General features: G+C 66.1%; 21 protein-coding genes. 9 read left to right on the forward strand and 12 right to left on the reverse strand.

The window, feature by feature from the left end:
- Window positions 1–18: 18 nt before the first annotated feature.
- From IE122_RS01615 to IE122_RS01645, 7 genes are all read right to left on the reverse strand, one after another.
- Complete coding sequence (locus tag IE122_RS01615) at window positions 19–1,506, reverse strand: acyl-CoA synthetase (protein WP_189619336.1); 1,488 nt, start codon at window positions 1,504–1,506, stop codon at window positions 19–21.
- 62 nt (window positions 1,507–1,568) lie between these two features.
- Window positions 1,569–2,546 carry an NAD(P)H-dependent flavin oxidoreductase gene (locus IE122_RS01620; RefSeq protein ID WP_189619337.1) on the reverse strand — a complete coding sequence of 326 codons (978 nt, stop codon included), beginning with the start codon at window positions 2,544–2,546 and terminating at the stop codon, window positions 1,569–1,571.
- Window positions 2,543–3,709, reverse strand: a complete 1,167-nt coding sequence (locus IE122_RS01625; protein ID WP_189619338.1) for an acetyl-CoA C-acetyltransferase — start codon at window positions 3,707–3,709, stop codon at window positions 2,543–2,545. The genes IE122_RS01620 and IE122_RS01625 overlap by 4 nt, the downstream gene beginning before the upstream one ends.
- A 1-nt stretch (window position 3,710) precedes the next feature.
- Window positions 3,711–4,508, reverse strand: a complete 798-nt coding sequence (locus IE122_RS01630) for an enoyl-CoA hydratase/isomerase family protein (RefSeq protein ID WP_373299080.1) — start codon at window positions 4,506–4,508, stop codon at window positions 3,711–3,713.
- Window positions 4,499–5,569: a phosphotransferase gene (locus tag IE122_RS01635; protein WP_189619340.1), complete on the reverse strand. Its 1,071-nt coding sequence runs from the start codon at window positions 5,567–5,569 to the stop codon at window positions 4,499–4,501. The genes IE122_RS01630 and IE122_RS01635 overlap by 10 nt, the downstream gene beginning before the upstream one ends.
- Complete coding sequence (locus IE122_RS01640) at window positions 5,566–6,768, reverse strand: acyl-CoA dehydrogenase family protein (protein WP_373299082.1); 1,203 nt, start codon at window positions 6,766–6,768, stop codon at window positions 5,566–5,568. The genes IE122_RS01635 and IE122_RS01640 overlap by 4 nt, the downstream gene beginning before the upstream one ends.
- On the reverse strand, window positions 6,765–7,529 hold the full coding sequence (locus IE122_RS01645) for an SDR family NAD(P)-dependent oxidoreductase (protein ID WP_189619341.1): 765 nt from the start codon (window positions 7,527–7,529) through the stop codon (window positions 6,765–6,767). The genes IE122_RS01640 and IE122_RS01645 overlap by 4 nt, the downstream gene beginning before the upstream one ends.
- A gap of 328 nt (window positions 7,530–7,857) precedes the next feature.
- Here IE122_RS01645 and IE122_RS01650 point away from each other — a divergent pair, with 328 nt between their 5' ends.
- The gene (locus IE122_RS01650) at window positions 7,858–8,292 is read left to right on the forward strand and encodes a tetratricopeptide repeat protein (RefSeq protein ID WP_189619342.1); all 435 of its coding nucleotides are present in this window, start codon (window positions 7,858–7,860) and stop codon (window positions 8,290–8,292) included.
- 98 nt (window positions 8,293–8,390) lie between these two features.
- Here IE122_RS01650 and IE122_RS01655 read toward each other — a convergent pair whose 3' ends face one another.
- Window positions 8,391–8,963 (reverse strand): nuclear transport factor 2 family protein, encoded by a 573-nt coding sequence (locus IE122_RS01655; protein ID WP_189619343.1) that lies wholly within the window; start codon window positions 8,961–8,963, stop codon window positions 8,391–8,393.
- 236 nt (window positions 8,964–9,199) lie between these two features.
- Here IE122_RS01655 and IE122_RS01660 point away from each other — a divergent pair, with 236 nt between their 5' ends.
- The 3 genes from IE122_RS01660 (at window position 9,200) to IE122_RS01670 (ending at window position 12,057) form a co-directional block, all read left to right on the forward strand.
- The gene (locus IE122_RS01660; protein ID WP_189619344.1) at window positions 9,200–10,129 is read left to right on the forward strand and encodes a DUF7064 domain-containing protein; all 930 of its coding nucleotides are present in this window, start codon (window positions 9,200–9,202) and stop codon (window positions 10,127–10,129) included.
- 108 nt (window positions 10,130–10,237) lie between these two features.
- Window positions 10,238–11,029, forward strand: a complete 792-nt coding sequence (locus IE122_RS01665; RefSeq protein ID WP_189619345.1) for a class II aldolase/adducin family protein — start codon at window positions 10,238–10,240, stop codon at window positions 11,027–11,029.
- 2 nt (window positions 11,030–11,031) lie between these two features.
- A complete protein-coding gene (locus IE122_RS01670) occupies window positions 11,032–12,057 on the forward strand; it encodes a TauD/TfdA family dioxygenase (RefSeq protein ID WP_189619346.1) in 1,026 nt (341 codons plus the stop codon).
- A gap of 137 nt (window positions 12,058–12,194) precedes the next feature.
- Here the strand turns inward: IE122_RS01670 and IE122_RS01675 are convergent, their stop codons facing one another.
- Genes IE122_RS01675 through IE122_RS01685 form a run of 3 tightly spaced genes read right to left on the reverse strand, consistent with a single transcriptional unit; the run spans window position 12,195 to window position 15,929 of the window.
- Window positions 12,195–13,325, reverse strand: coding sequence for an NADH:flavin oxidoreductase (locus tag IE122_RS01675; protein WP_189619347.1), 1,131 nt, complete (start codon window positions 13,323–13,325; stop codon window positions 12,195–12,197).
- Complete coding sequence (locus tag IE122_RS01680) at window positions 13,322–15,136, reverse strand: flavin-containing monooxygenase (RefSeq protein ID WP_189619348.1); 1,815 nt, start codon at window positions 15,134–15,136, stop codon at window positions 13,322–13,324. The genes IE122_RS01675 and IE122_RS01680 overlap by 4 nt, the downstream gene beginning before the upstream one ends.
- Before the next feature lie 40 nt (window positions 15,137–15,176).
- On the reverse strand, window positions 15,177–15,929 hold the full coding sequence (locus tag IE122_RS01685; RefSeq protein WP_189619349.1) for an SDR family NAD(P)-dependent oxidoreductase: 753 nt from the start codon (window positions 15,927–15,929) through the stop codon (window positions 15,177–15,179).
- 313 nt (window positions 15,930–16,242) lie between these two features.
- Here IE122_RS01685 and IE122_RS01690 point away from each other — a divergent pair, with 313 nt between their 5' ends.
- The 3 genes from IE122_RS01690 to IE122_RS01700 are packed head-to-tail and all read left to right on the forward strand — an operon-like array spanning window position 16,243 to window position 20,230.
- Window positions 16,243–17,298 (forward strand): alcohol dehydrogenase, encoded by a 1,056-nt coding sequence (locus IE122_RS01690; protein ID WP_189619350.1) that lies wholly within the window; start codon window positions 16,243–16,245, stop codon window positions 17,296–17,298.
- Between the two features lie 2 nt (window positions 17,299–17,300).
- Entirely contained in the window at window positions 17,301–19,307 is a 2,007-nt protein-coding gene (locus tag IE122_RS01695; protein ID WP_189619351.1) for a sigma-54-dependent Fis family transcriptional regulator, read from the forward strand.
- A gap of 26 nt (window positions 19,308–19,333) precedes the next feature.
- A complete protein-coding gene (locus tag IE122_RS01700; protein ID WP_189619352.1) occupies window positions 19,334–20,230 on the forward strand; it encodes an alpha/beta hydrolase in 897 nt (298 codons plus the stop codon).
- Window positions 20,231–20,252: 22 nt separating this feature from the next.
- Here IE122_RS01700 and IE122_RS01705 read toward each other — a convergent pair whose 3' ends face one another.
- Window positions 20,253–20,513, reverse strand: a complete 261-nt coding sequence (locus tag IE122_RS01705) for a hypothetical protein (RefSeq protein ID WP_189619353.1) — start codon at window positions 20,511–20,513, stop codon at window positions 20,253–20,255.
- A 311-nt stretch (window positions 20,514–20,824) separates the two neighbouring features.
- On the opposite strand from IE122_RS01705, the gene ku reads away from it, so the two are divergent.
- On the forward strand, window positions 20,825–21,715 hold the full coding sequence (gene ku, locus IE122_RS01710) for a non-homologous end joining protein Ku (RefSeq protein WP_189619354.1): 891 nt from the start codon (window positions 20,825–20,827) through the stop codon (window positions 21,713–21,715).
- Between the two features lie 6 nt (window positions 21,716–21,721).
- Window positions 21,722–24,244, forward strand: a complete 2,523-nt coding sequence (gene ligD, locus IE122_RS01715) for a DNA ligase D (RefSeq protein ID WP_189619355.1) — start codon at window positions 21,722–21,724, stop codon at window positions 24,242–24,244.
- Window positions 24,245–24,253 lie beyond the last annotated feature (9 nt).

The following is a 24,253-nucleotide window of genomic DNA, read 5'->3' on the forward strand; positions in this document are numbered from 1 at the left end:
GCGGGAGCGGGTGATCGCCTATTCCCAGTATCTTGCGCGGACGATGCGTTTCAGCAGCTTGCCGTTGGGATGGCGCGGCAACTCGCGATCGAAATCGATTTGCCGCGGCATCTTGATCCGGCCGATCTTGCCATCAAGCCAGCTCATCAACTCCCGCGCCAGGTCTTCCCCGGCATCGGCCCAATCGAGCGGCTGGACGACGGCGACCACCCGTTCGCCCATCTCCGCGTCCGGAGCGCCGATCACCGCGACATCCGCCACGCGCGGATGCGTGACCAGCGCGTCCTCGATCTCCTGCGGGTAGATGTTGACCCCGCCCGAGATGATCATGAAACTCTGCCGGTCGGTCAGGTAGAGATAGCCTTCGGCATCCACCCGGCCGACATCGCCGAGCGTGGTCCAGCCATGGCGGTTGCGGCTTTGGCGGGTCTTCTCCGGGTCGCCGTGGTATTCGAAAGGTGCGCCATCGGCGAAATAGATCGCGCCCACTTCGCCGGTCGGCAGTTCTTCGCCGTCTTCCCCGCAGATGCGCACCTTGCCCCAGATCGCGCGACCGACAGAGCCCGGATGGGCCAGCCAGTCCTGCGGACCGATCGCGGTAAGGCCGTTGGCTTCGGTGCCGGCATAGAATTCGTGGAGGATCGGCCCCCACCAGTCCATCATCGCGTGCTTGACCTCCACCGGACAGGGCGAGGCGGCGTGGTAGACCACCTGCAGCGATGAGTGATCGTAGCGCGCACGCACCTCTGCCGGCAGCTTGAGCATGCGGATGAAGTGGGTGGGCACGAACTGCGCATGGGTTACGCGATAGCGTTCGATCAGCGCCAGCACCGCCTCGGCATCGAACTTCTCCATCACGATCACAGTGCCGCCCAGCTTCTGGATCGTCATGCACCAGCGCAGCGGCGCGGCGTGATAGAGCGGGGCGGGGGACAGGAACACGCTGTCCTCGCGCATCGCCAGGCTGGTGCGGCCGAACTCGGTCAGCGCGTTGGTCTGGTCCAGCGGCCCTTCCGGCAAGGGCGGCCGGATGCCCTTGGGCCGCCCGGTGGTGCCCGACGAATAGAGCATGTCGTTACCGGGCGACGGGTCGGCGATCGGCGTTTCCGGAAACGGCGCGCGCTCTGCCAAGAAATCGCGCGCGCCGGGGGCGAACACGGTGATGCCGTCAGTCGGCAGGTCATCGGGCACCGGCATCGAGGCGACCAGCACGCGTGATCCCGAATCCGCCAGGATGAAGGCGATTTCGGGCACCGCAAGGCGGGTGGAGAGGCACGAGTAATACAGCCCGGCCCGCTGCGCCGCCCACACGATCTCGAAGAAGCGCGGCGTGTTCTCCAGCATCAGGGCAATGCCGTCGCCGCGTTTCAGACCGAGCGAACGCAGCAGGTGCGCGCCCTGGTTCGCGCGCGCCTCCAGCTCGGCATAGGTGATGGTCTCGCCGCTGCCGGCCATGATGACCGCCGCCTTGCCGGGGGTGCGGGTCGCGTGGATCGAAGGGTGCATCCTCTTTCGCGCCTCTTGTCATGTGATGCGGGCTTGTTGCGTGTCTGTATGTCCGTGGGCCTTCAGGCGATGAACCCGGCCAGCCGCGAGGAGATGATCTCCTCGGCTTCGCGAGCGATCCGCGACACCAGCTCCGCGCAAGTCGGCACGTCGTGGATCAGCCCCTGGATCTGCCCGGCCCACACCAGCCCGGCGTCGAGATCTCCGGTCTCCAGCGCTTCGCGGCCCTTGGCCCCCGAAACCAGCGGGCGGATATCCTCGAACACCGCGTCGGGCCGGTTGCCGATCTCCACCACCTGGTCGGATACGCCGCTTTTCGCGACGCGGCCGGTATTCTTGAACTTGCGGAAGATCAGGTTGGTCGCGCGTTCGTCGTTGGCGACGATGAACTGCTTGATGTTGTCATGGATCGGCGCTTCCACCGTGGCGCAAAAGCGCGTGCCCATGTTGATCCCTTCCGCGCCCAGCGCCAGCGCGGCGGCAAGCCCGCGGCCGTCACCGAAACCGCCCGAGGCCAGCATCGGTATTTTCACCTTGTCGGCTGCCGCCGGGATCAGCACCAGACCGGGAATATCGTCCTCGCCCGGATGGCCGGCACATTCGAAGCCGTCGATGGAGATGACATCCACCCCCATCCGCTCGGCCGAGAGGGCGTGCCTCACAGCGGTGCACTTGTGCAGCACGAGGATGCCGTGCGACTTGAAATCATCGACATGCTCCTGCGGCTTGTAGCCGGCAGTCTCGACGATCTTTACGCCGCTCTCGATGATCGCCTTGCGGTATTCCGCATAAGGCGGCGGGCTGACCGAGGGGAGGATCGTCAGGTTTACGCCGAACGGTTTGTCCGTCATCGACCGGCACCGGTCGATCTCGCGCCGTAGGTCGTCCGGCGTCGGCTGGGTCAGCGCGGTCAGGATGCCGAGCCCGCCGGCGTTGGAGACGGCCGAGGCCAGCTCGGCGCGGCCGACCCACATCATCCCGCCCTGGACGATGGGATGTTCGATGCCGAGCAGGTCGGTGATACGGGTACGCAGGGTCATGCCAGGGCCTCCACAATAGTAACATTGGCGATACCGCCGCCTTCGCACACCGTCTGCAGGCCATAGCGGCCACCGCGCGCGCGCAGTTCGTGCACCAGCGTCGCCATCAGCTTGGTGCCGGTCGCCCCCAGCGGATGGCCGAGCGCGATCGCGCCGCCGTTGACGTTGAGCTTCGCTGGATCGGCATGGAGCGCCTGGAGCCAGGCAAGCGGGACCGGGGCGAACGCCTCGTTCACCTCGTAAAGATCGATGTCGGCGATCGACATCCCGGCGCGGGCCAGCGCCTTTTTGGTCGCGGGGATCGGCTCTTCCAGCATGATGACCGGATCGCCGGCGGTCACTGTCATGTTGACGATGCGGGCAAGCGGGGTGAGGTTGTGTTCCTTCAGCGCCCGTTCGTTGACGATCAGCACCGCTGATGCGCCGTCGCAGATCTGGCTGGCGCTGGCGGCGGAGACCACGCCGCCCTCCTTCAGCAGCTTGACCGAGCCGATGCCTTCCAGCGTCGCGTCATAGCGGATGCCTTCGTCCTTGGTGTGCAGCCCGCCATCGACTGTGGCGAGCGGGACGATCTGGCTGTCGAAACGGCCGGCATCGGTGGCGGCGGCGGCGCGACGATGGCTTTCCAGCGCGAAGCGGTCCAGCGTCTCGCGGTCGAAGCCGTACTTGGCGGCGATCATCTCCGCGCCTTCGAACTGGCTGAAAGTCTCGACGCCGAAGCGCTGCCTGATCCGCTCGCTGAACGGGCCTTCGCCCAACCCTTCGCGGGCGTGGAGCGCGATGTTCGAGAACATCGGCACCCGGCTCATGCTCTCGCCGCCGGCGGCGATGACGATGTCCTGTGTGCCTGAAAGTACTGCCTGCGCCGCGAACTGGATCGCCTGTTGCGAGGAACCGCACTGGCGATCGATGGTGACGGCGGGAACGCTGACCGGGAGGCGCGATGCCAGCACGGCGTTGCGCCCGAAGGCGAAGCCCTGTTCGCCGGCCTGGGTAACGCAGCCCAAGATCACGTCCTCGATCGCGGCAGGATCGATACCGGTGCGATCGAGCAGGGCGTTCAGCACTTCGCCCGCCATGTCGGCCGGGTGCCAGTGGGCCAGCGCCCCGTTGCGACGACCGCCGGCGGTGCGCACGGCTTCAACGATGAAAGCTTCGTTCATCTCATGCTACTCCAGAAAAATCGGGCTTGCGCCGTTCTAGGAAGGCGCTGACGCCCTCGCGGCATTCGGCCGAGCCGCCGGCCACGGCGATGCGGCGCGTTTCGTTTTCGAGCTGGGTTTCCAGCGCGCTGTTCGTGCTTTCCAGCAGCAGCGCGCGCGCGCCGGCAGCGGCCCCGGTGGCGGAACGGGCAAGCTGGCGGGCCAATTTTGCGCCTTCTTCGGCCAACAGGTCGTCATCGACGGTACGGGTCACCATACCGATGTCGGCGGCGTCTTCGGCGCTAATGCGGCGGTTGGTCAGGATGATCTCCTGCGCCCGCCGCATGCCGACAAGGCGCGGCAGCAGCCACGACATGCCGCCGTCCGGGGTCAGACCGACAGCGCCATAGGCCGCCGTGAAATGCGCAGACCGGGCAGCGATGACGATATCGCCCGAAATGGCGAGGCTGAGCCCGGCCCCCGCTGCCGGGCCGTTTACCAGCACCAGCAGCGGCTTGGGCATGCGCAGGAACCGCGTCACCGCCATGTGCACGGTCCCGGCGAGGCGGCTGAGGAACGCCGGCACGCCATCCCCGGCAGCGGCGAAGGCGCTGATGTCACCGCCGCCGCAGAACAGCTTGCCGTTCCCGGTCAGCACCACGCAGCGGATCGCCGGGTCGCTGTCGCAGCGGATCGCGGCGTCGAGCAGGGCATCGGCCAGCGGCTGGCTGATGGTGTTGCCCGCCTGCGGGCGGTTGAGGGTGACGGTCGCCACTGCGCCATCGATGGTCAGCAGGACAGGGTTATCGCTCATCGGCATTTCTCCATGGATCGGCGGGCCAGTGCCGAAAGGCGGGGCAGCGCCCGCGCGCGCTCCTGCGCATGGGCCGAAGCGGCGGTGCCGCGAATGACCCGGCCTTTGATGCCGTGGAAGATCGCCGCCAGCCGGAAATAATTGAAGGCGACGTAGAAATCCCAGTTGGCGATCCCGTCGCGCCCGGTGCGGGCACAGTAGGCCGCGACATATTCCTGCTCGGACGGAATGTTCAGCGCAGCAAGATCCGCCCCGCCTAGCCCGGCGACGATATCGGGCGGCATCTGGTACATCATCGCGTGATAGGCGAAATCGGCGAGCGGATGGCCGAGCGTCGAAAGCTCCCAGTCCAGCACCGCGATCACGCGCGGTTCGGTGGGGTGGAAGATCATGTTGTCGCAGCGGAAATCGCCGTGGACCACGCTGCTTTCCTCGCCCGCCGGGATGTTGGCGGGCAGCCATTCGACCAGCGCGTCCATATCGGCATCGCGGCCGGCATCGGCGTCTTCGTGGTACTGCCGGGTCCAGCGCGCGATCTGGCGGGCGAAGTAGTTGCCGGGGCGGCCGTAATCGCCAAGGCCCAGCGCTTCGTAATCGATCGCGTGCAGCCGGGCGATGGTGGCGTTCATCGCATCGAAATAGGCCGGGCGCTCTTCGCGGCTGACGCCGGGGAAAGTCGCGTCCCAGAAGATCCGCCCTTCGACCATCGCCATGACATAGAACCAGGTGCCGATGACGCTTTCGTCCGTGCACAGGCCATAGACCCGCGCCACCGGAAAGCCGACGCTGCCCAGCGCGGTCAGGATGCGCGCTTCGCGGTCCACCGCGTGCGCGCCCTGCAGCGTCGCGCCCGGCGGCTTGCGCCGCAGCACATAGCTGCGGCCGTGCGTGACCAGCTTGTAGGTTGGGTTGGATTGTCCGCCCTTGAACTGCTCCACCGTGAGCGGCCCGGCATAGTCCGCCACATGGGCTTCCATCCACCGGGCCAGCGCCGCCTCGTCGAAACGGTACGCCTCGCGAACCGGGGTGGTGCCGGCATTGGCGTCCTGTCCGGTCGCCTCGGTCACCGGTGCGCTCCCGCCTGCGCGGCTTTCCAGTCCCGCTTGATCTTTTTGGCAAGGCTCCACTTGTGGACTTCGGTGGGGCCGTCATAGATGCGGAAGGAGCGGATTTCGCGAAACACCTGTTCGACCACGGTGTGATCGGTCACGCCGCTGCCCCCCATCACCTGCACGCAGCGATCGGCCACGCGCATCAGCGCTTCGGACACCGCGACTTTCGCCATCGAGCTTTCGACCGTCCCCAGCGCTCCGGTATCGAGCACGTCGGCGCACCAGTCGATCATCAGTTCGGCCTGCTTCAGGTCGATCATGTTTTCGGCCAGCATGAAGCCGACGCCTTCGTGATCGATCAGCGTCTTGCCGAAGGCGATGCGGCGGTTGGCATAATCCGTCGCGATTTCGTGAGCGCGCCAGCATGCCCCGAGCCAGCGCATGCAGTGCGACAGCCGCGCCGGCGACAGCCGCACTTGCGCATAAGTGAATCCTTCGCCGGCATTGCCCAGCATCTGGTCGGCCGGGATACGCAGGTTGTCGATGGTCACTTCGCAGTGGCCGCCGGGCATCGAGTTGTCGATGGTGTTGGGGACGTGGGTAACGATGATCGCCGGATCAGGCAGGTCGACGAGGAACATGCAGGCCCCGCCCTTGCTGTCATCCTCCTCGGAGCGGGCCATGACGATGCCGACCTTGGCACCCTGCGCTCCGGTGCTGAACGCCTTCTTGCCGTTCACCACCCAGTGGTTGCCGTCGCGACGGCAGGTGGTGATCATCATCGACGGGTCAGACCCCGCGCCCTGCAGGCTGGCGGGTTCGGTCATGAAGAAGCACGACCGCCCGCTGCCGGATACCAGCGGATCGAGGAACCGCCGCTTGATCTCGGCACTGCCGACCTTGCCCAGGAGGTACATGTTGCCTTCGTCAGGCGCGGCGGTGTTGCACGCCAGCGGCCCCAGCGGCGACAGTCCGGTCCTGATCAGCACCTGCGCGGTTTCGCGCTGGTTGAGGTGGCTGCCGTCCGCGAGGATATGCGGGGTCAGGACGCCGGCCTCGCGGGCCAGCGCCTTGAGTTCCTCGACCAGTTCCTCGGTCGGGCAGTTGTGATGGTCGCGGCGCGGGTCCTTCTCGTAAGGGATCACGACATCGCGGACGAAGGCTTCGACCTTCGCCGCGATCGCGGCCGTTCGCTCCGCGCCGATCCCGCTCACTTGGGAGCCATCCGGATCGCGCCGTCGAGGCGGATGACTTCGCCGTTGAGCATCGGGTTCGTGACGATCTGCTCGACCATCAGCGCATATTCGTCCGGCTTGCCGAGACGGGTGGGGAAGGGGACCTGCTTGCCTAGCGAATCCTGCGCCTCCTGCGGCAGCGAGGCGAGCAGCGGGGTCAGGAAGATGCCCGGCGCAATGGTCATCACCCGGATGCCATAGCGCGAGAATTCGCGCGCGATAGGCAGGGTCATGCCGACCACGCCGCCCTTCGACGCGGCATAGGCGGCCTGGCCGATCTGCCCGTCGAACGCGGCGACGCTGGCGGTATTGACGATAACCCCGCGCTCTTCCGGCCCTACCGTCTCGCTATCGTGGATGCGCGCGGCGAATTTCGACAGCACGTTGAACGAGCCGATCAGGTTGATGGTGATGATCTTGGAGAAATCGGCCAGCGGAATGGCCTTGCCATCGCGGCCGATGACCTTGGCCGGCGGGCCGATGCCGGCGCAGTTGACGAGGATGCGCGCCTTGCCGTTCAGCGCTTCGGCTTCCGCGATCGCAGCGTCCACCGCCGCCTCGTCGGTCACGTTGAGCTTGATGAAGTGGCCCCCGATGTCTTTCGCGTGAGCCATGCCGAGTTCTTCGTTGAGATCGAAGATCGTCACTTTGGCCCCCGCCCGCGCCAGCCGCGCCGCAGTCGCGCCGCCCAGCCCCGATGCGCCGCCGGTGACGATGGCTGCCTGTCCGTTGATTTCCATGCTCTTGTCCTCTTTTCCCTGAATAGTCCGGCCCGACGACGGGCTTGCGGGGCTTTCACATCACATTGCGCGCGCGATGGCCATGCGTAGTTATCGCGGGCCTGATCGGCGGCATCGACCGGCAAAAACTCACCCGTTCGATCATTATGCACTCATGAGTGTAATGTGCCTTACACGGTTTTCTGTCAAGCAGGATCGCACCTGCGCTGACAACGCGGACCGGGACGTAGGTCTAAGGCTGCATGGACAAATTCAGGAGTGGGGAAATGACCGAGACTGGTGGAGAGCGGCGTTGCCAGCACCCCGCAAAGCGTTATCCTCAGATGCCATGAAAGCCATCGAATTGCCCTCCACCGTGCTTGACGCAATCACGCGCTTTTGTGCTGACGGCGACTTGCTTGCAGCGTCTGGCAAGTACGAGGAAGCAATTGCCGAGTATAATCGGGCATGGGAGATTGTGCCGGAGCCAAAGAACCAATGGAAAGCAGCCACATGGATTTTGGCTGCCATCGCGGATGCGGCATTTCTCGCGGGCTATAAGACTTCTGCGCGTGAGGCACTTGAATTCGCGATGGTTTGTCCGGATGCCATTGGAAACCCGTTTCTCCATCTTCGCTTAGGTCAGGTCTTACTCGATACTGGGGAACACGACCGGGCCGCCGACGAACTTATGCGTGCCTATATGGGGGCAGGCGCGGATGTGTTCGCCATAGAAGATGAGCGTTACTTGTCTTTCCTCCGTAGCCGGGCGGCGCTGGGCTGAATGTTCGCAACGGGACGCAAACAGTCGTTTAAATTTTCCAAGCCGCCCAGGAGTGCAGGAAGGCCTGCCGCCCGCGGCGCGCGCCTGAGGTTTTCAGGTCAGGTGCGCTTCGCAACCCCGTGGCGGGCGCGGCCGCGGTCGCTCATCGTTTCGATGCTGCCCGGCCAGAACGGGGCGTCGAATCCGGCGGTAAGCCGGGCGATCCGCCAGGTCTCACCTTCCTTGCGGTAGTGGACGCGATAGAACCCGGTGGTTTCCAGCTTCACCGCCGTGCCGTCAGCCCCCATCAGCAACAGGTAGCTGAGCGTGGTGGCGGTATCCGCGTCCTGCGCCTCAACCAGCGTGTTGAGGATCATGTGGCGGCGCTGGTCGTGCTGGTGCGGCCAGAAGCCGGCAAGCCACTGGCGGACCTTCTCCCGGCCTTCGAACGGGCCGATCGGGATCTTGCCCAGCACGTTGCCCTCCCAGATGCCGTCCTCGGTGAAGCAATCGGCCAGCAGGTCCTCCTGCCGTTCGTCATAGGCCCAGCAATAGCGGGCGATGCGTTCGCAGATCAGGTGGCGGTCGAGCGCGCCCGCATCGCCCTTGGCGGGCAGGGCCGGGCCCAGGGCCAGAAGCCCTGTGCGATGGGCCCAGGCGGGGACGGGATCGCTCGGCGTCGTGTCAGTCATCAGCCTCTCCCGCCATCTGGTTCTGGTATCGGGGTGAAGCTTATCCGGGGCTGATCAGGACCTCAACACAAATCCGACAAAATATCAGAAAACTAAATACTTTCGGCGTGCAAGCGTTTCGCAAAAACTGGAAAAAGGGACTGTTGTCTCCGAAGAAAAGCGATAGAACGCAGGATATGGGCGCGGTCTTGTTGAGAGAGGAAAGCGCGCCAGGCAGCGACAAGAAGGTTTGGGACATGGATACGATAACGCAGGAATTCGCGCGGTTTCCGGCAGAGCATGCCATGCGCCACAAGTTGCGTGCCGATGGCCGCGAATCGCTTGCGCATATGCTGTTGTTTCCCGAGCAGGGGATAGCGGGGTTCATCTACCCCTCGGTCCGCGCCACCGGCCCGGCCAAGGCCCGCACGCATCTGTTCGGCCCCGGCCTGCCCGAACCGGTGGCGGAGGAAGTGGAACTGCCGGTCAGCGCCCAGATGGACTTCGACGACTGGAGGATGGGCCCGCTGACGATGGCGGTGCGCGAACCGTACAAGCTGGTCGATCTGGAATGGCAGGGCGAACGCATCCAGTTCAAGGGTCGCTACGAAGCGCTGCACCCGCCTTATGCCTTCAGTTCGCACCCGGACGGCAATCCGCCCTACTACGGCGATGACCGGACCGAACAGCACGGCCGGCTCAACGCCGATGTCACGATCGACGGCAAGAGCTTCCACCACGAAGGCTTCCTTATCCGCGACCATTCGTGGGGCCCGCGCATCTGGGGGCTCAATCAGCACTACAAGTGGTTCCACGTCACCACCGCGCACTGTTCGATCCACTTCTTCGAAATGCATTCGTTTGGGGCCACCCACTTGCGCGGGTTTCTCTACAAGGACGGCGTGATGCGCCAGCTTGCCGGGGTGACGTACAAGACGCAGTACGATGAAAACATGATCCATCAGCAGGTGAACGCGACCGTTACCGACAGCGATGGCCGCTCGGTCGATGTGGCGTGCCGCACCTTCACCTCGCTCCAGCTCGATACCTACGATCCGGAAATCTACCTCAACGAGGCTGCCGTGACGGTGGAGATCGAGGGGCAGCAGGGCGTGGGCTGGATCGAGTATTGCTGGAACCGGAATTACTTCGATTTCGCCCGACGATATGTGACGCAATACGCTTGACCGACGGGTAGAATCGGCCAGCCTTTGCCGAGGCCGACCGGGCGAAAACCCGGCGGTCGCGGCACCGGGCCGGGGTCGTCCGCAGGCGCAGTTTGCTGGGAGTTTGGGATGCTTGCCACTGCCGGAACACGCGACGCGTCCGCGCCGATGCGCGAAAGGGTCAGCGCCGAAGAATGGGCGGCTCGGGTCGAACTCGCCGCGCTCTATCGCATGGTCCATCACTTCGGCATGACCGATCTGATCGCCAACCACATCACCATGCGCGTCCCGGGCGAACCGGACCATATCCTCATCAACGCCTATGGCCTGATGTATGACGAGGTCACCGCTTCCAACCTTTACAAGATCACGCTCGATGGTGATGTGGTGCTCCGGCCGGACGTGGACCTCGGGCTCAACATCACCGGCTATGTCATTCACGGTGCGATCCATCAGGCGCGGCCCGATCTGCATGTCGTGATCCACACCCACAGCGCGGCGGGGACCGGGGTTTCGGGGATGAAATGCGGGCTGCTGCCGGTGTCGCAGCACGCCGCCTTGATTGATGGGCGGATCGGCTATCACGATTATGAAGGCGCGGCCTTCAACCTCGACGAGCGCGAACGCTTCGTTGCCAGTCTGGGCAGCGGCAACCTGATGATCCTGCGCAATCACGGCCTGATCGCCTGCGGGCAGAGCTGCGCCGAAGCGTTCATCGGTATCTACCGGCTGGAGATGGCCTGCAAGATGCAGGTGGCGGCGCTGGCCGGCGGGATCGACAATGCGCTGATGATGCCGCCCGAAGCGCTGGAGAATACACGCCGCATCCTGATCGATCACCCGGAGATCGGGGCAGGCACCCTGCAATGGCGCGCGCTGCTGCGGCGGATGGAGCGGATCGATCCGTCATGGAAGGAATAGCGATGGCCACGATGCAAGCCACCCGGATCGCCGCGCTCGACGATGTGGTCGATTGCCACAAGCTGGGCGAAGGCCGGCCGCCGCTGTTCATCGTCGCGCGCGAAGGGGCATTCGCCGGAATCGCCGAGGCGACCGGCTGGATCACCCGCCACCGTCCGGCACTCGACGCGCTGATCCGCACGCACGGCGGCGTTGTGCTGCGCGGATTTCCGCTGGCGACATCCGAGGATTTCAGCGCGGCGATGGGCTGTTTCGAGGAATTTTCCGGCGGCTATCAGGGCGGCGCGGCGGCGCGCCGGTCTGTCGCCAAGGGGGTCTACGAAGCGACGCAGCGGACCGGCGACCAGTCGATCCCGATCCACCAGGAAATGTTCTATATCCGCGACTACCCGCCGCGCCTTGCCTTCTTCGCACGCAAGGTGGCCGAAAAGGGTGGCGAGACCAAGATTGCCGACATGCGCGCGATTACCGCCGCGCTGCCGCCAGCGGTGCGGGATCGGCTGGAGGCGCTGGGGATTCGCAACGTGCGCAATTTTGCGGCCAAGACCGGCAGCGCCCAGCAGGACCGGCTGATGGACAAGCGCGGCTGGGACTTCGCGTTCTACACCGATTCCGAGGTCGAAGTGGATGCGATCTGCGCACGGCGGCACATGGAGCCGCTGTGGCACGAAGACGGCAGCCTGACCGTGTTCAACCAGGAAGATGCCTTCGTGGTCCACCCGCAAACCGGTGAACGCATCTATCGCAGCGGCCTGCATCTGGAGCACTTCTACGGCGGGTCCTACGACAACACCGGTGCCGCCGCCCAGTTGCGCGCCTCGCAGAAGTACCCCTCGGGCGCGTTCCTGGGCGATGGCAGCGCGCTTTCCGCCGAGGACGATGCGGCGCTCTGCGCGGTGGTGGATCGCTACACCTACCAGTGGCCTTGGCAGGACGGCGATCTGATGCTGCTAGACAACCTCCTGACCGGCCACGGCCGCCGGCCTTTCGAGGGGACCCGGGCGACCGAGGTGGCGCTGCTGGACTGAGTGCGGGGACCCCGCGCGTGCCCGGGCTTCATCCAAGTTCCGTTCGTGTCGAGCGAAGTCGAGACACTCTGGCGCTGATGTGTCTCGACTTCGCTCGACACGAACGGTTTAAGGCCCGTCAATTCGAAGCTCGCGCCTCACACCAGCGTGCGCAGCGCCGAGTTGTCGAACGGCTTCAGTTCCCCGATTGCCCCGCGCCGTACCTTTTCCGCCCAGGCGGGGTCTGACAAGAGGGCGCGGCCGATCGCCACCATGTCGAATTCGCCCCGGGCCATGCGATCGAACAGCGCGTCGATCCCGGTAATGGCGGTCGGGCGGTTCTCGTAAAGGCTGACAGTCATGTCGAGGTCGAGGCTGACCGAACCGACGGTGATCGTGGGCTTGCCGGTCAGATGCTTCGTCCAGCCTGCCAGATTGAGATCGGAGCCATCGAATTCGGGCGTCCAGAAGCGGCGCTGCGAGCAGTGGAACATGTCCACCCCGGCATCGGCCAGCGGTGCCAGGAAGGCTTCGAGTTGCGCCGGGGTGTGCCACGCCTTCGCGCCGTAATCCTGGATCTTCCATTGCGAGAACCGCAACTGGATCGGAAAGTCGGGCGCGGTCGCGGCGCGAATGGCGCGGATGATGTCGGCGGCGAAGCGGCTGCGATTGGCGGCGCTGCCGCCGTATCCGTCCTCTCGCAGGTTCGTTTCTTCCCAGAAGAACTGGTCGATCAGATAGCCGTGCGCGCCGTGAAGTTCCACGCCGTCGCAGCCGATGGCGAAGGCCGAAACCGCAGCGCGCACGAAAGCCTCGCTCACATCGTCGATATCGCGCTGGGTCATCGCCCGGCCGACCGGCGTGCCCGGTGCGCCAAGCCCGGACGGGCCGATCGGCTGGCCGATGCCGTCGGGCCGGTCGCCATAGATTTCGGCGACGTCGCTCTTGGGTGCGGCACCGATGTGCCACAGTTGCGGGATGATCGCGGCCCCGGCAGCGTGGACCTGACGGACGACCTCGGCCCAACCTGCTAGCGCCGCCTCGCCATGAAAGTCGGGTACACCGGGATCGTTGGACGCGTTGGCCTGCGGGATCCAAGTGCCCTCCGTGATGATCAGCCCCACCCCGCCTTCCGCACGCCTGCGGTAATAGGCGGCAACATCCGGGCCGGGCACCCCTCCGGGTGACATCCCGCGCGTCATCGGGGCCATGGCGATCCGGTTGGGGATCGTCGTGCGGCCGATGGTCAGCGGACGGAACAGCAGTTCCGGCGATGCGTGCCCGGTCATGGAACCTCTCCCATCTCGTGTCGCTCTTGCAGTTCAAGCCCGGCGAAATCGCCTGCTGCGCGCCATTCGGCCAGCATGCGGAAGAATGCGGTAGAGGGGAAGAACATCCCCGATCCGATCGCGCTGCGCCGGTCCTGCGGCTTGCCCTCGGCGTTGAAATAGCCGGGGGTGCAGCTTTCCTGGAACGGCCGGCGCGCCTCGTTCACCGCCGCGATCGTTGTCTGCCATGCCGCTTCGGCCTCGGCGCTCGCCTCCACGCTGGCCCTGTCGCGCGGCAGCAGACGTTCGATGATCCAGGTCAGGTGATCGACCTGTTCCTGCAGCATGTGCGGCACGCTGACAGTCGCTCCGGTCTGGGTCAGGCCCATGAAGAACATGTTAGGAAAGCCCCGGCTGAACAGGCCGTGATAGGTGCTGATCCCGTTCGCCCACTTGTCCGACAGCCGCTGCCCGCCGCGCCCGATCACGTCATACCCGGCCTGATGGGCCCAGGTGGTGCCCAGTTCGAAGCCGGTGCAGAAGATCAGGCAGTCGAGCGGGTACTCCACCCCATCGACAACCATGCCCGCCGGCGTGATCCGTTCGATCCCGCCGCTGACATCGACGATCCGCACATTGTCGCGGTCGCAGGCGGGCAGATAGTCATCGCTGAAGCCGGGGCGCTTGCACATCGTGCGGTAATAGGCCTTGAGCATCGCTGCCTTTTCGGGATCGCGCACATGCTGGTCCACCCGTGCGCGGACCACTTCGTTGTGTTCGAAGTCCGCCGCCTCCTGCGCTGCGCCGATAGCGGCCAGGGTGCGATCCGGTTCGGGGACCGACTGCGCGGCCGACATCATCAGGCGGAAGAACCGCGCCCAGCCATCGTCCACCGGGCAGTCGGCCTCTTCGCCGTTGCCGATCTGGTTGAAGCTTTCGATCCGCTGCCGCTGCCAGCCGGGGGGCAGGGCGCCGAACCAGTCGGGATCGGTCGGCCCGTTGTCGCGCACGCCGACCGCCGTCGGGGTGCGCTGGAAGATGGTCAGCGATCCGGCGTCCTTCGCCAGTTCGGGCACCACTTGCAGGGCGGTGGTGCCGGTGCCGACCACGCCGACGCGCTTGCCGGCAAGGCCGGTGAGCCCGCCATCGGTGCTGCCGCCGGTATAGGCATAGTCCCAGCGCGCCGAATGGAAGGCGTGCCCGGCGAAGTCCTCGATCCCCGGAATGCCGGGCAGTTGTGGACGGCTGAAAATGCCGCTCTGCGTGGTGACGAAGCGCGCGCGCAGGGCGTCTCCGCGTGAGGTCGAGACGATCCAGCGCGCCGCATCCTCGTCCCACACCATCCCGGTCACCTTGGTCTGGAACAGCGCCCGGTCATACAGGTCGAAATGCCGGCCAAGCTGCCGGCAGTAGGCCAGGATTTCGCGCCCGCGCACGTACCGCTCGGTCGGGACGTAGCCGGTTTCTTCCAGATAGGGCAGGTAGATATAGGATTCGACGTCGCAGCGCAGGCCCGGATAGCGGTTCCAGTACCAGGTGCCGCCGAAATCCCCGGCGGCATCAAGGATGCGGAAGTTGCCGATCCCCTTGCGCCGCAGCGTCGCCCCGGCCTCGATCCCGCCAAACCCCGCGCCGATCACCAGCACGTCGAGTTCTTCGTCCAGCGCCGCGCGGGCGGGAGGCGGGCCGGCATAGGGATCGTCGGCAAAGTGGGCGTGGCGGCCTTCGGCGAACACGTATTGATCGGTGCCGGCCGGGCGCAGGCGCCGCGCCCGCTCGGCTTCGTACTTGTCGCGGATGGCCGCGATCCTCTGGGCTTCCTTGTCGCTCATGACGTTCCTGCTGTTGTTCGTTTGGGCGGAGCGGGATGGTTCAGCGGATGGTCCAGCCGCCGTCGATCACCATCGCGGCACCATGGATGAAACCGGAGGAGTCGCTGGCGAGATAGGTGGCCAGTTCGGCGATCTCTTCCGGCCGGCCCATGCGGCCGGCGGGAACGCTATCGACGATGGCCTGCACTTCGGGCGCATCCTTGAGGAAATCGCGGCTCATCGCGGTGTCGATCGAACCGGGGCAGATGGCGTTGGCGCGGATGCCGCGCTGGCCGTAGTCGGCCGAAATCTGCCGGGTCAGGCCGATGACGCCATGCTTGGAAACGGTATAGGCGGTGCCGCCTGCCTGCGCGATCAGCCCCGCCATGGAAGCGAGGTTGACGAACGTGCCGCCGCCGTTCTCCAGCATCGAAGGGATGAAAGCCCGGCTGATGAGGAACGGCGCGGTCAGGTTGATCGCCAGCACCCGGTCCCACAGCGCATCGTCGGTATCGGCGGCGGGGCGGAAATCGTCGAGCACGCCGGCGTTGTTGCAGACGATATCGACCTGGCCCTGCTCGGCCAGCGCCTGAGCCGCCATGGCCGGAATCGCGGCGCGATCCGCCACATCGATGGCGATAGCGGCCGCGCTGCCCCCTTCAGCAAGAATTTGCTCGGCACAGGCCCAGGCGGCGCTTTCATCCACGTCGCAGCAGAACACGTGTGCGCCTTCGCGGGCGAACTGGCCGGCGATGGCATGGCCCAGCCCGCGCCCCGCGCCGGTCACCAGCGCCACTTTGTACTTCAACCGCATCGCGCCTGATCCATGCATGGCTTGCCTACTCTCCCGTACCTACCGCTGCGCCCGTTGGTCGGGTTCGCCCGGGGCTGGTCAGCAAGCGGCGTGCCAGCCGCGGCATTGCGCCGGGGGATGACGTGAAAACGAGCACGCGAGGTGCAGGCTGATCCGTCGCATCACCGCCGCGTCGCAAATTGAGACGCGGCGGTGATGGTTCCGGACCGCGAAATCCGCCGCCAACCGCGCCGGGCGGCGGCTGGCACGGTTTTGGCTAGGACAGGGAGGAAATATGCCCCGGTGCGGGGGCAGCGATGTTCGGGAGAAGGCGATGAAGTTGTGGGCCGTGGTGGAAAATGACAAGCCGCTCGTCTGCCTGGAGCGGCCCGATCCGGTGCCGGTCGGACGCGAGGTGCTGGTGCGGGTCAGCCATTGCGGAGTGTGCCATTCGGACCTCCATTTCGTCCATGGCGTGTTCGATCTGGGTGGCGGCAAGACCCTCAGGATCACCGATCGCGGGGTCAAGCTGCCCTGCGCGCCGGGCCACGAAATTGTCGGCACGGTGGTGGCGCTGGGCCCGGAGGCGAGCGGCGTGGCGATCGGCGACCAGCGCATCGTCTATCCGTGGATCGGCTGTGGCGAATGCGAGCTGTGCAACAGCGACAATGAGAACCTGTGCTATACGCCGCGCGGGCTCGGCGTGATTCAGGACGGCGGCTTCGGCTCGCATATCGTGGTCCCGAACGAGACCTATCTGTTTGCCTTTGATGGTATCGACCCTGCCGTTGCCGCGACGTTCCCGTGCTCGGGGCTGACGGTCTATTCGGCCATCCAGAAGGCGATGCCGCTTGATCCCGCCAAGGCGGTGCTGGTGGTCGGTGCCGGCGGTCTCGGGCTGGTCGCGGTGCGGATGCTGCGCGCGCTCGGCTTCGCGCACGTGATCGTCGCCGATTTGTCGGCCGAAAAGCGCACGGCGGCGCTGGAGGCCGGGGCTTCCGCCGCGATCGACAACAGCGCCGGGGACGCTCAGGAGCAGGTTGCCGCTGCAGGCGGCGGGCTGCTGCAGGCGGCGTTCGATTTCGTCAACGTCGCCCCCACCGTGGCGCTGGCACTGGAAGCGCTGGGCAAGCAGGGCAAGCTGGTGCTGGTCGGCGTGGGCGGCGGCGAACTGCCGCTGTCGCTTGCCGGCCTGATCTTCCGGCCGCGCACGATCATGGGCACCATCACCGGCAACCGCCGCCATCTCGCCGAAGTGATCGCGCTGGCCCAATCGGGCAGGTTCGTGCCCTTCGCCGTCACCCGTATGCCGAAGGACAGCGCTAACGAGGCGCTGGCGCTGCTCGACGCGGGCAAGGTGGTCGGGCGGATCGTGCTTGAAGACTGCTGACCATGGCCTACACTCGCCCCCGGCCGGCGGCGCAGCATCGCGATAGCACGATGCGCGCCGATCCGCGCCTGGCCCCGCGCTTCGCGGGCGAGTGGAGAGCGATGATGCAACAGCCGCAAGGTCATGCCGCGCCGATCGCGCCTACGCGCGATTATCTCGCGCAGGTTGAGCGCAACTGGGAGCGGTTCATTGCCAATCAGCCGGTGGAGGATGCGGCGATCCGCCCGGTCGTCCTGCAATCCTGGCGGCGTTCGCGCGCGCTGGGGGTCGATCCGTTTCGCGCCGGGGCGCTGCCGGTCGCCACGCCAGACCACATGCGCCACCTCAGGGTACGCAACGAGCTGTTCCTGGAGGCGTTGCTGGGCCGCATTCCGCAGCTCTGGCACGAACTGGACCGCCGCCGCTGCGCCATTGCTGCCGCCGATGCCGACGGGGTGCTGCTGACGATCGACGGTAACCGCGATTACGTGGCGCACCTGTCACAGGATTTCAGCGCCCCCGGCTTCGGCTGGGATGAACGCAACAGCGGCACCAACGCGATCGGCACCGCGCTGGCGCTAGGGCGGGGGGTGCAGATCCACGCGCACGAGCACTTCTGCCAGGCTGACAAGCGGCTCACCTGCATGGCCCAGATCGTGCGCGATCCGCATGACCGGCGGGTGCTGGGCGTGATCGACCTGACGTCGGACGATGCCGGCTCGGTGGATGCGATGCGCGATCTGCTGTGCCGGATCATCGGCGAGGTAGGGGACGACATTTCCGCCAGCGTCACCGCCGAATTGGCGCGTGTGCGCGATGCCTATGCTGCCGCCCAACGCGGCGGCGAAGGACTGGTAGCGTTCGATCGCTATGGCCGGGTTGTCGCTTTCCAGGGCATGCGGCACGGCGGGCCGGAACTAGCAGCCGGGCAATCGCTCACCGGGTTTGACGCCGAATGCGTGCGCGGCCGGTTTCTGCCGGAATTCGGTGGCGGCGAGGCCGATCAGTGGCTGCGCGGCGCGGATATCGAATGGTTTCGGGATGGCAGCGGCGGTCTGATCCATTTCGCGCGTCCGCCGGCGATCCGCCCGGTCCGCGCGCCGGTGACGCTCGCCCCGTCGCTGGCGGTGGTGGCCGCGGCCAGCCCGTCGCTCACGCCGCTGTTGCAACGCGCCCAGCTTTACGCCCGCCGTAGCATGCCGATCCTGCTCTTGGGCGAAACCGGTAACGGCAAGGACGTGACCGCCCGCGCCATCCATGCTGCCACCGCCGGCAAGGACGCGCCGTTCATCGCGGTCAACTGCGCCGCATTGCCGCGCGATCTCGCCGCCAGCGAACTGTTCGGCCACGCGGAAGGCGCGTTCACCGGGGCCCGGCGCGGCGGCGCGCGTGGCAAGTTCGAGGAAGCAGATGGCGGCACCATCTTCCTCGATGAGATCGGCGACATGCCGCTGGAGCTGCAGCCCTACCTGCTGCGGGTCCTGGAGGACCGGATCGTCTGCCGGCTGGGCGAATCGCGCGAGCGGCCGGTGACTGTGCAAGTGATCGCCGCCACCAACCGCTCGCTCGCGGCTGATCGCGATGCCGGGCGGTTCCGCGCCGATCTGTGGTTCCGGCTGGCAGGCGGCACGATCGAACTGCCGTCGCTGCGCCACCGGCTTGCCGATCTGGCCCCGCTGATCGACGCGCTGCTGGACCAGATACTGCTGCCCGGAGAGGCGCGGCCCGCGCTGGAGCCTGGCCTGATCGCGGTGCTGGCCGCGCATGACTGGCCGGGCAACCTGCGCGAACTGCGCAATGTTCTGGAAGGGCTGGTGGCGATGTCGCCCGACGGGGTGCTGGCGTTAGCCGATTTGCCCGATGGCCTCGTTCCACGTGGCACGGCGGGCGGCGGGCAACTCGGCCGGATCGAGCGCGATGCCATCATCGCCGCGCTGGAGCGCAGCAACGGCGATGTCCCGCAGGCCGCGCGTGAACTCGGCATCTCGCGTGCCACGATCTATCGCCGATTGCGAAAATACCGGCAGTAAGCCGCAAGGCCCGCAGGAGCCCGTTGATGAACGACCATTCCCCCGATCCGCTGCAAGAACTGTACGCCGGCTGGGTCGCGCGCACCACGGCCAGGCCCGACATGCCGCTGGAGGATGTGCGGGCGCTGTTCGAACACTGGGGCGATGTGACCGCCGAGCCACGCGGCATCGATTATGTCGAGGACGCGATCGGCGGGCTGCCCGCACTATGGGTGTTGCCCAAAGGGGCGGACGATACGCGGGTGCTGCTGTGCTTCCATGGCGGCGGCTATGTGCTGGGTTCGATGTATTCCCACCGCAAGCTCTATGGTCACTTCGCCAGAGCGGCGGGGTGCCGTGCGCTGATCGTCGATTACCGGCGCGCGCCGGAAAACCTGCATCCGGGACCGGTGAACGATTGCGCGGCGGCTTATCACGGTCTGCTCGAAACCGGCATCGCGCCGTCGCGGGTAGCGTTCGTGGGCGATTCTGCGGGCGGCGCATTGGCGATCACCACGCTTCTGCGCGCCCGCGAACTGGGCTTGCCGTTGCCCGGCCGGGTGCTGGCCATGGCCCCCTATCTTGACCTGGAGGCGACCGGCGAGACCTATGACACCAACGCTGCCGTCGATGCCTTGGGCGCGCGAGAGGCCACGGTGGCGTTCGTCGATGTGTTCTTGGGGCCTGGCGGCAATCGTCACGATCCGCTTGCCAGCCCGCTCTATGCTGATCTGTCAGGATTGCCGCCGATCCTGATCCAGACCGGTGGCGATGACGTGCTGCTGGACGATAGTCGCCGCTTTCACGCGCTGGCCCGGGCCGCCGGGGTGGATGCGACGCTGGAGGTCAGCCCCGGCCAGCAGCACGTCTTCCACTTCCTGGCCGGCGTGTCTCCGGTTGCCGACGCGGCCATTGCCCGCGCGGGGGAATGGCTGAAGCGGTAAAAGGGCTGGGGGACCCGCCGCGCTATGCCGTCGTCAGGGAGGCGACCGGATCGGTCTGCAGCAGCGGCACGGCACGCGCGGCGGCTGCGGGCTGGCGGTGGTAGATGCTCCACAAGCCGTTGTCATAGAGGCAGGCGGAAAACGCATAGCGCCCTTCGCACTCCACATCGGCTTCGCTGCAGTTCATCCGCTCGATGATGTTGAGGACCATCGATGCATCAAGCGTCGCGATGCTCGTCGACGGAAGATCGGGATTTCGTGGGTAAATATGAAACTGAGGCATGTCATGGCTCCGGAGGTTCAGCGGGAGCACGCAACGATCGGTTGTCTCTCAGCCGCCAGCATGCGGGAGAACGCTGGCAGTGATGACGGCTTACACCTATTATTCACAATAGGCGAATCATTTCTGATTTCGATAAAGATTATTTTGAATATAAGGCGTCATAGTTAAAGTGTTCAAAAGTGATCTTTCAACTTACGGTCACTCGTCTTCGGCGATGAGGGCAGCCGTGCGATGGATCTGCGGGTGGCCACGACTGCGGGGAACCACGGCCCCATCCTGACGGTTGCACCGGACGGACAGGAGGTACGGCTATGGCGGCGCGCGCATACTGGCAGGGGCAGCTCAAGCTAGCCCTCGTCTCGATCCCGATCGAAGTCTATCCGGCAACCCGTTCGGGCGCGGCGCTGGCGTTCCACCAGATTCACGAACCCAGCGGCAAGCGCGTGCGCTACGAGAAGGTCGCGCCCGGGGTCGGGCCGGTCGATCGGGACGAGATCGTCAAAGGCTACGAAGTGTCCAAGGGCAATTACGTGCTGCTGGATGATGCCGAGATCGAGGCGGTCAAGATCGAGAGCCGCAAGACGCTGGACCTCGTCCAGTTCGTCGATGCGCGCGAGATCGACGTGCTCTATTACGAAAAGCCCTATTTCGTGGTGCCGGCCGATGACCTGGCCGAAGAGGCCTATGTCGTCCTGCGCGAGGCGCTGCGGCAGACCGGCAAAGTCGGCGTGGGCCAACTGGCCGTGCGCGGGCGCGAGCAACTGGTTTCGATCAAGCCGTGCGGACGCGGGCTGGTGATGGAAGTGCTGCGCTACGCCGACGAGGTGCACAAGGCGCAAGGCTATTTCCGCGATATCGCCGATAGCGAGCCGGACGCCGACCTGCTCGAACTGGCCACCACCCTCATCGACAATAAGACCGCGCCGTTCAGGGCGGCCGAGTTCCACAACCGCTACGTCGATGCGCTGCATCGCCTGATCGACAAGAAGGCCCGTTCGAAAACCGGCAAGCGCATTCTCGAAGACGTGGCCGAGCCGGCGGCCGGCAGCGGCAAGGGCAACGTGATCGATCTGATGGCGGCGCTCAAGAAATCGGTGGGCGAGGGGGGCGGTGCGTCCGCAAGCAAAAGCTCGGGCAGGTCCAAGGCCGCGAAGTCTTCGGCACCCGCCAAGCCGGCGGCCCGATCGCGCAAGCGGGCGTAAGCGGCGATGAGCGCCCGCCGTCCCGATCCGCTGGCCGAATACAACCGCAAGCGCGATTTCGCCAGGACCAGCGAGCCGGCGGGACAGCGCGCGAAGCAGGCGCAGGGCAATCGTTTCATCGTCCAGAAACATGCCGCCACGCGGCTGCACTGGGATTTCCGGCTGGAGATGGACGGCGTGCTGAAATCCTGGGCGGTCACCAAGGGGCCGAGCAGCGATCCCGATGACAAACGGCTGGCGGTGCGGACCGAGGATCACCCGCTGGCTTATGCAGAGTTCGAAGGCCGCATTCCCAAGGGTGAGTACGGCGGCGGCACGGTCATGCTGTGGGACCAGGGCACCTGGGCACCGATCCCGGGCAAGAGCGCCGATGATCTCGAGCACGGCCACCTGCATTTCACGCTCCATGGCGAGCGGATGAAGGGCGAATGGCTGCTGGTGCGGATGAAGGGCCGGCCGGGTGAGAAGCGGGAGAACTGGCTGCTGCGCAAGATCGATGACGATGACGCCGGGCAGGGCGATCTGCTGATCGAGCAAAACCTGACCAGCATGCTGACCGGCCGCTCGATGGCCGAAATCGAGGCGGACAAGGCGGGTACCCAGGCGCTGGCGGGCAAGCGCGGCAAGGCGTTCGACGAGGCGATGGCGAAGGCGGCGCGGCACAACGCGCATGCTGCTGCCCCCCGCCGCAAACCGGCGCGCAAGGGCGCGCCACCGCCGAAATTCCGCGCCCTGCAATTGGCCACGCTCGTCGATGCGGTGCCGTCGGGCAACCAGTGGATTCACGAAATCAAGTTCGACGGCTATCGCGCGCTGATCGCAGCGAGCGGGGACAAGGTGCGCGTCTATACCCGCAGCGGGCAGGACTGGACCGACAAGTTCGGTCCGCTGGCGGCGGCGGTCGCCGCGCTCGATCTGCCGCCCTGCCTGATCGACGGCGAGATCATTGCGCGCGGGAGCGAGGGCAACCCCGATTTTTCCAGCCTGCAGGCGGTTCTGAAGCGCGGTCATGGATCGCAAGGGTCGGACGATGCCCTGGAATTCCACGCCTTTGACCTTCTCGAAATCGATGGCGAGGATTGCACCGCGCAGGGCCAGATCGCCCGCAAGGAGCGGCTGGAGGCGCTTCTGCGCGATGCCGCGCCGCCGATTTTCGTTGCCGATCATGTGATCGGGGCGGGCGAGCGGCTCTACGCGGCGATGTGCGCGGCGGGGCAGGAGGGGATCATCGCCAAGCGCGTCGATGCCGCCTATTCCGGCCGCCGCAGCACTAACTGGGTCAAGGTGAAGTGTACGCGGCGGCAGGAATTCGTCATCGTCGGCTGGACCCGGTCGCGTGCGAAAGGGCGGCCCTTTTCATCGCTGCTATTGGGCCAGTACGAGGGCAAGACGCTGGTCTATCGCGGCAAGGTCGGCACCGGTTTTGACGGTGATACGCTGGCCGATCTGGCCGCGCGCCTCAACAAGCTGGAGCGCAAGACGCCGCCTGTCACCGTCGATCGCGCCGATGCGCGCGGCGTGACCTGGGTGAGCCCCCGGCTCGTCGCCGAGATCGCCTTTGCCGAACTGACGGCCGAAGGACGGGTGCGACACGGCAGCTTTCTGGGCTTGCGCGGCGACAAGAAAGCCAGCGCCGTCAGCGAGGAGAAAGCCGCGCCGGTGCCCGATGCCGCCGTGAACGTCGCGATCAGCAACCGTGATCGCGTCATCTTTCCAGAGAGCGGCGGGACCAAGGGCGATCTGGCCGATTATTACGCGCAGATCGCCCCGCTGATGCTGCCCTTCGCGGCCGCTCGCCCGGTCAGCCTGGTGCGCTGCCCGCAGGGGCGCGCCAAGCAATGCTTCTTCCAGAAGCACGATAGCGGCTCGTTCGGCAAGCATGTGCGGCACGTTGCCATCGCCGAGAAGGACGGGGGAGCCGAGGATTACCTCTATCTCACCGATGCCGCCGGGTTGCTCGATTGCGTGCAGATGGGCACGATCGAGTTCCACGGCTGGGGTTCGCGCGCGGACGATGTGGAACTGCCGGACCGGATGATTTTCGATCTCGACCCCGACGAAGGTCTCGATTTCGCGCAAGTGCGCAAGGCGGCCGGCGACATCCGCCAGCGCCTGGCCGATATCGGGCTGGTCAGCTTCGCCATGCTCTCGGGCGGCAAGGGCGTCCACATTGTCGTCCCGCTCAGGCGCGGCCACGATTGGAATACGCACAAGGATTTCGCCCGCCGCTTCGCCGAGGCGATGAGCCTGGCCGAGCCCGATCGCTTCGTGGCGACGATGAGCAAGGCCAAGCGCAAGGGGCGCATCTTCATCGACTGGCTGCGCAACCAGCGCGGAGCGACGGCGGTGCTGCCCTATTCGGCGCGGGCGCGGGCCGGGGCCCCGGTGGCGGTGCCGATCGGCTGGGACGAGCTCGACACGATGGCTGGTGCCCACCCCTATTCGATCGCGGATGGCAAGGAACTGATCCGCCGCGCCGAGGCGTTGCGCGGTTGGGGCTTTGCCGAACAGGAATTGCCGGCGATTTGAGCCGCGCCA

Origin of the sequence: Novosphingobium colocasiae (assembly GCF_014652555.1) — a bacterium.
Lineage (GTDB): Bacteria > Pseudomonadota > Alphaproteobacteria > Sphingomonadales > Sphingomonadaceae > Novosphingobium > Novosphingobium colocasiae.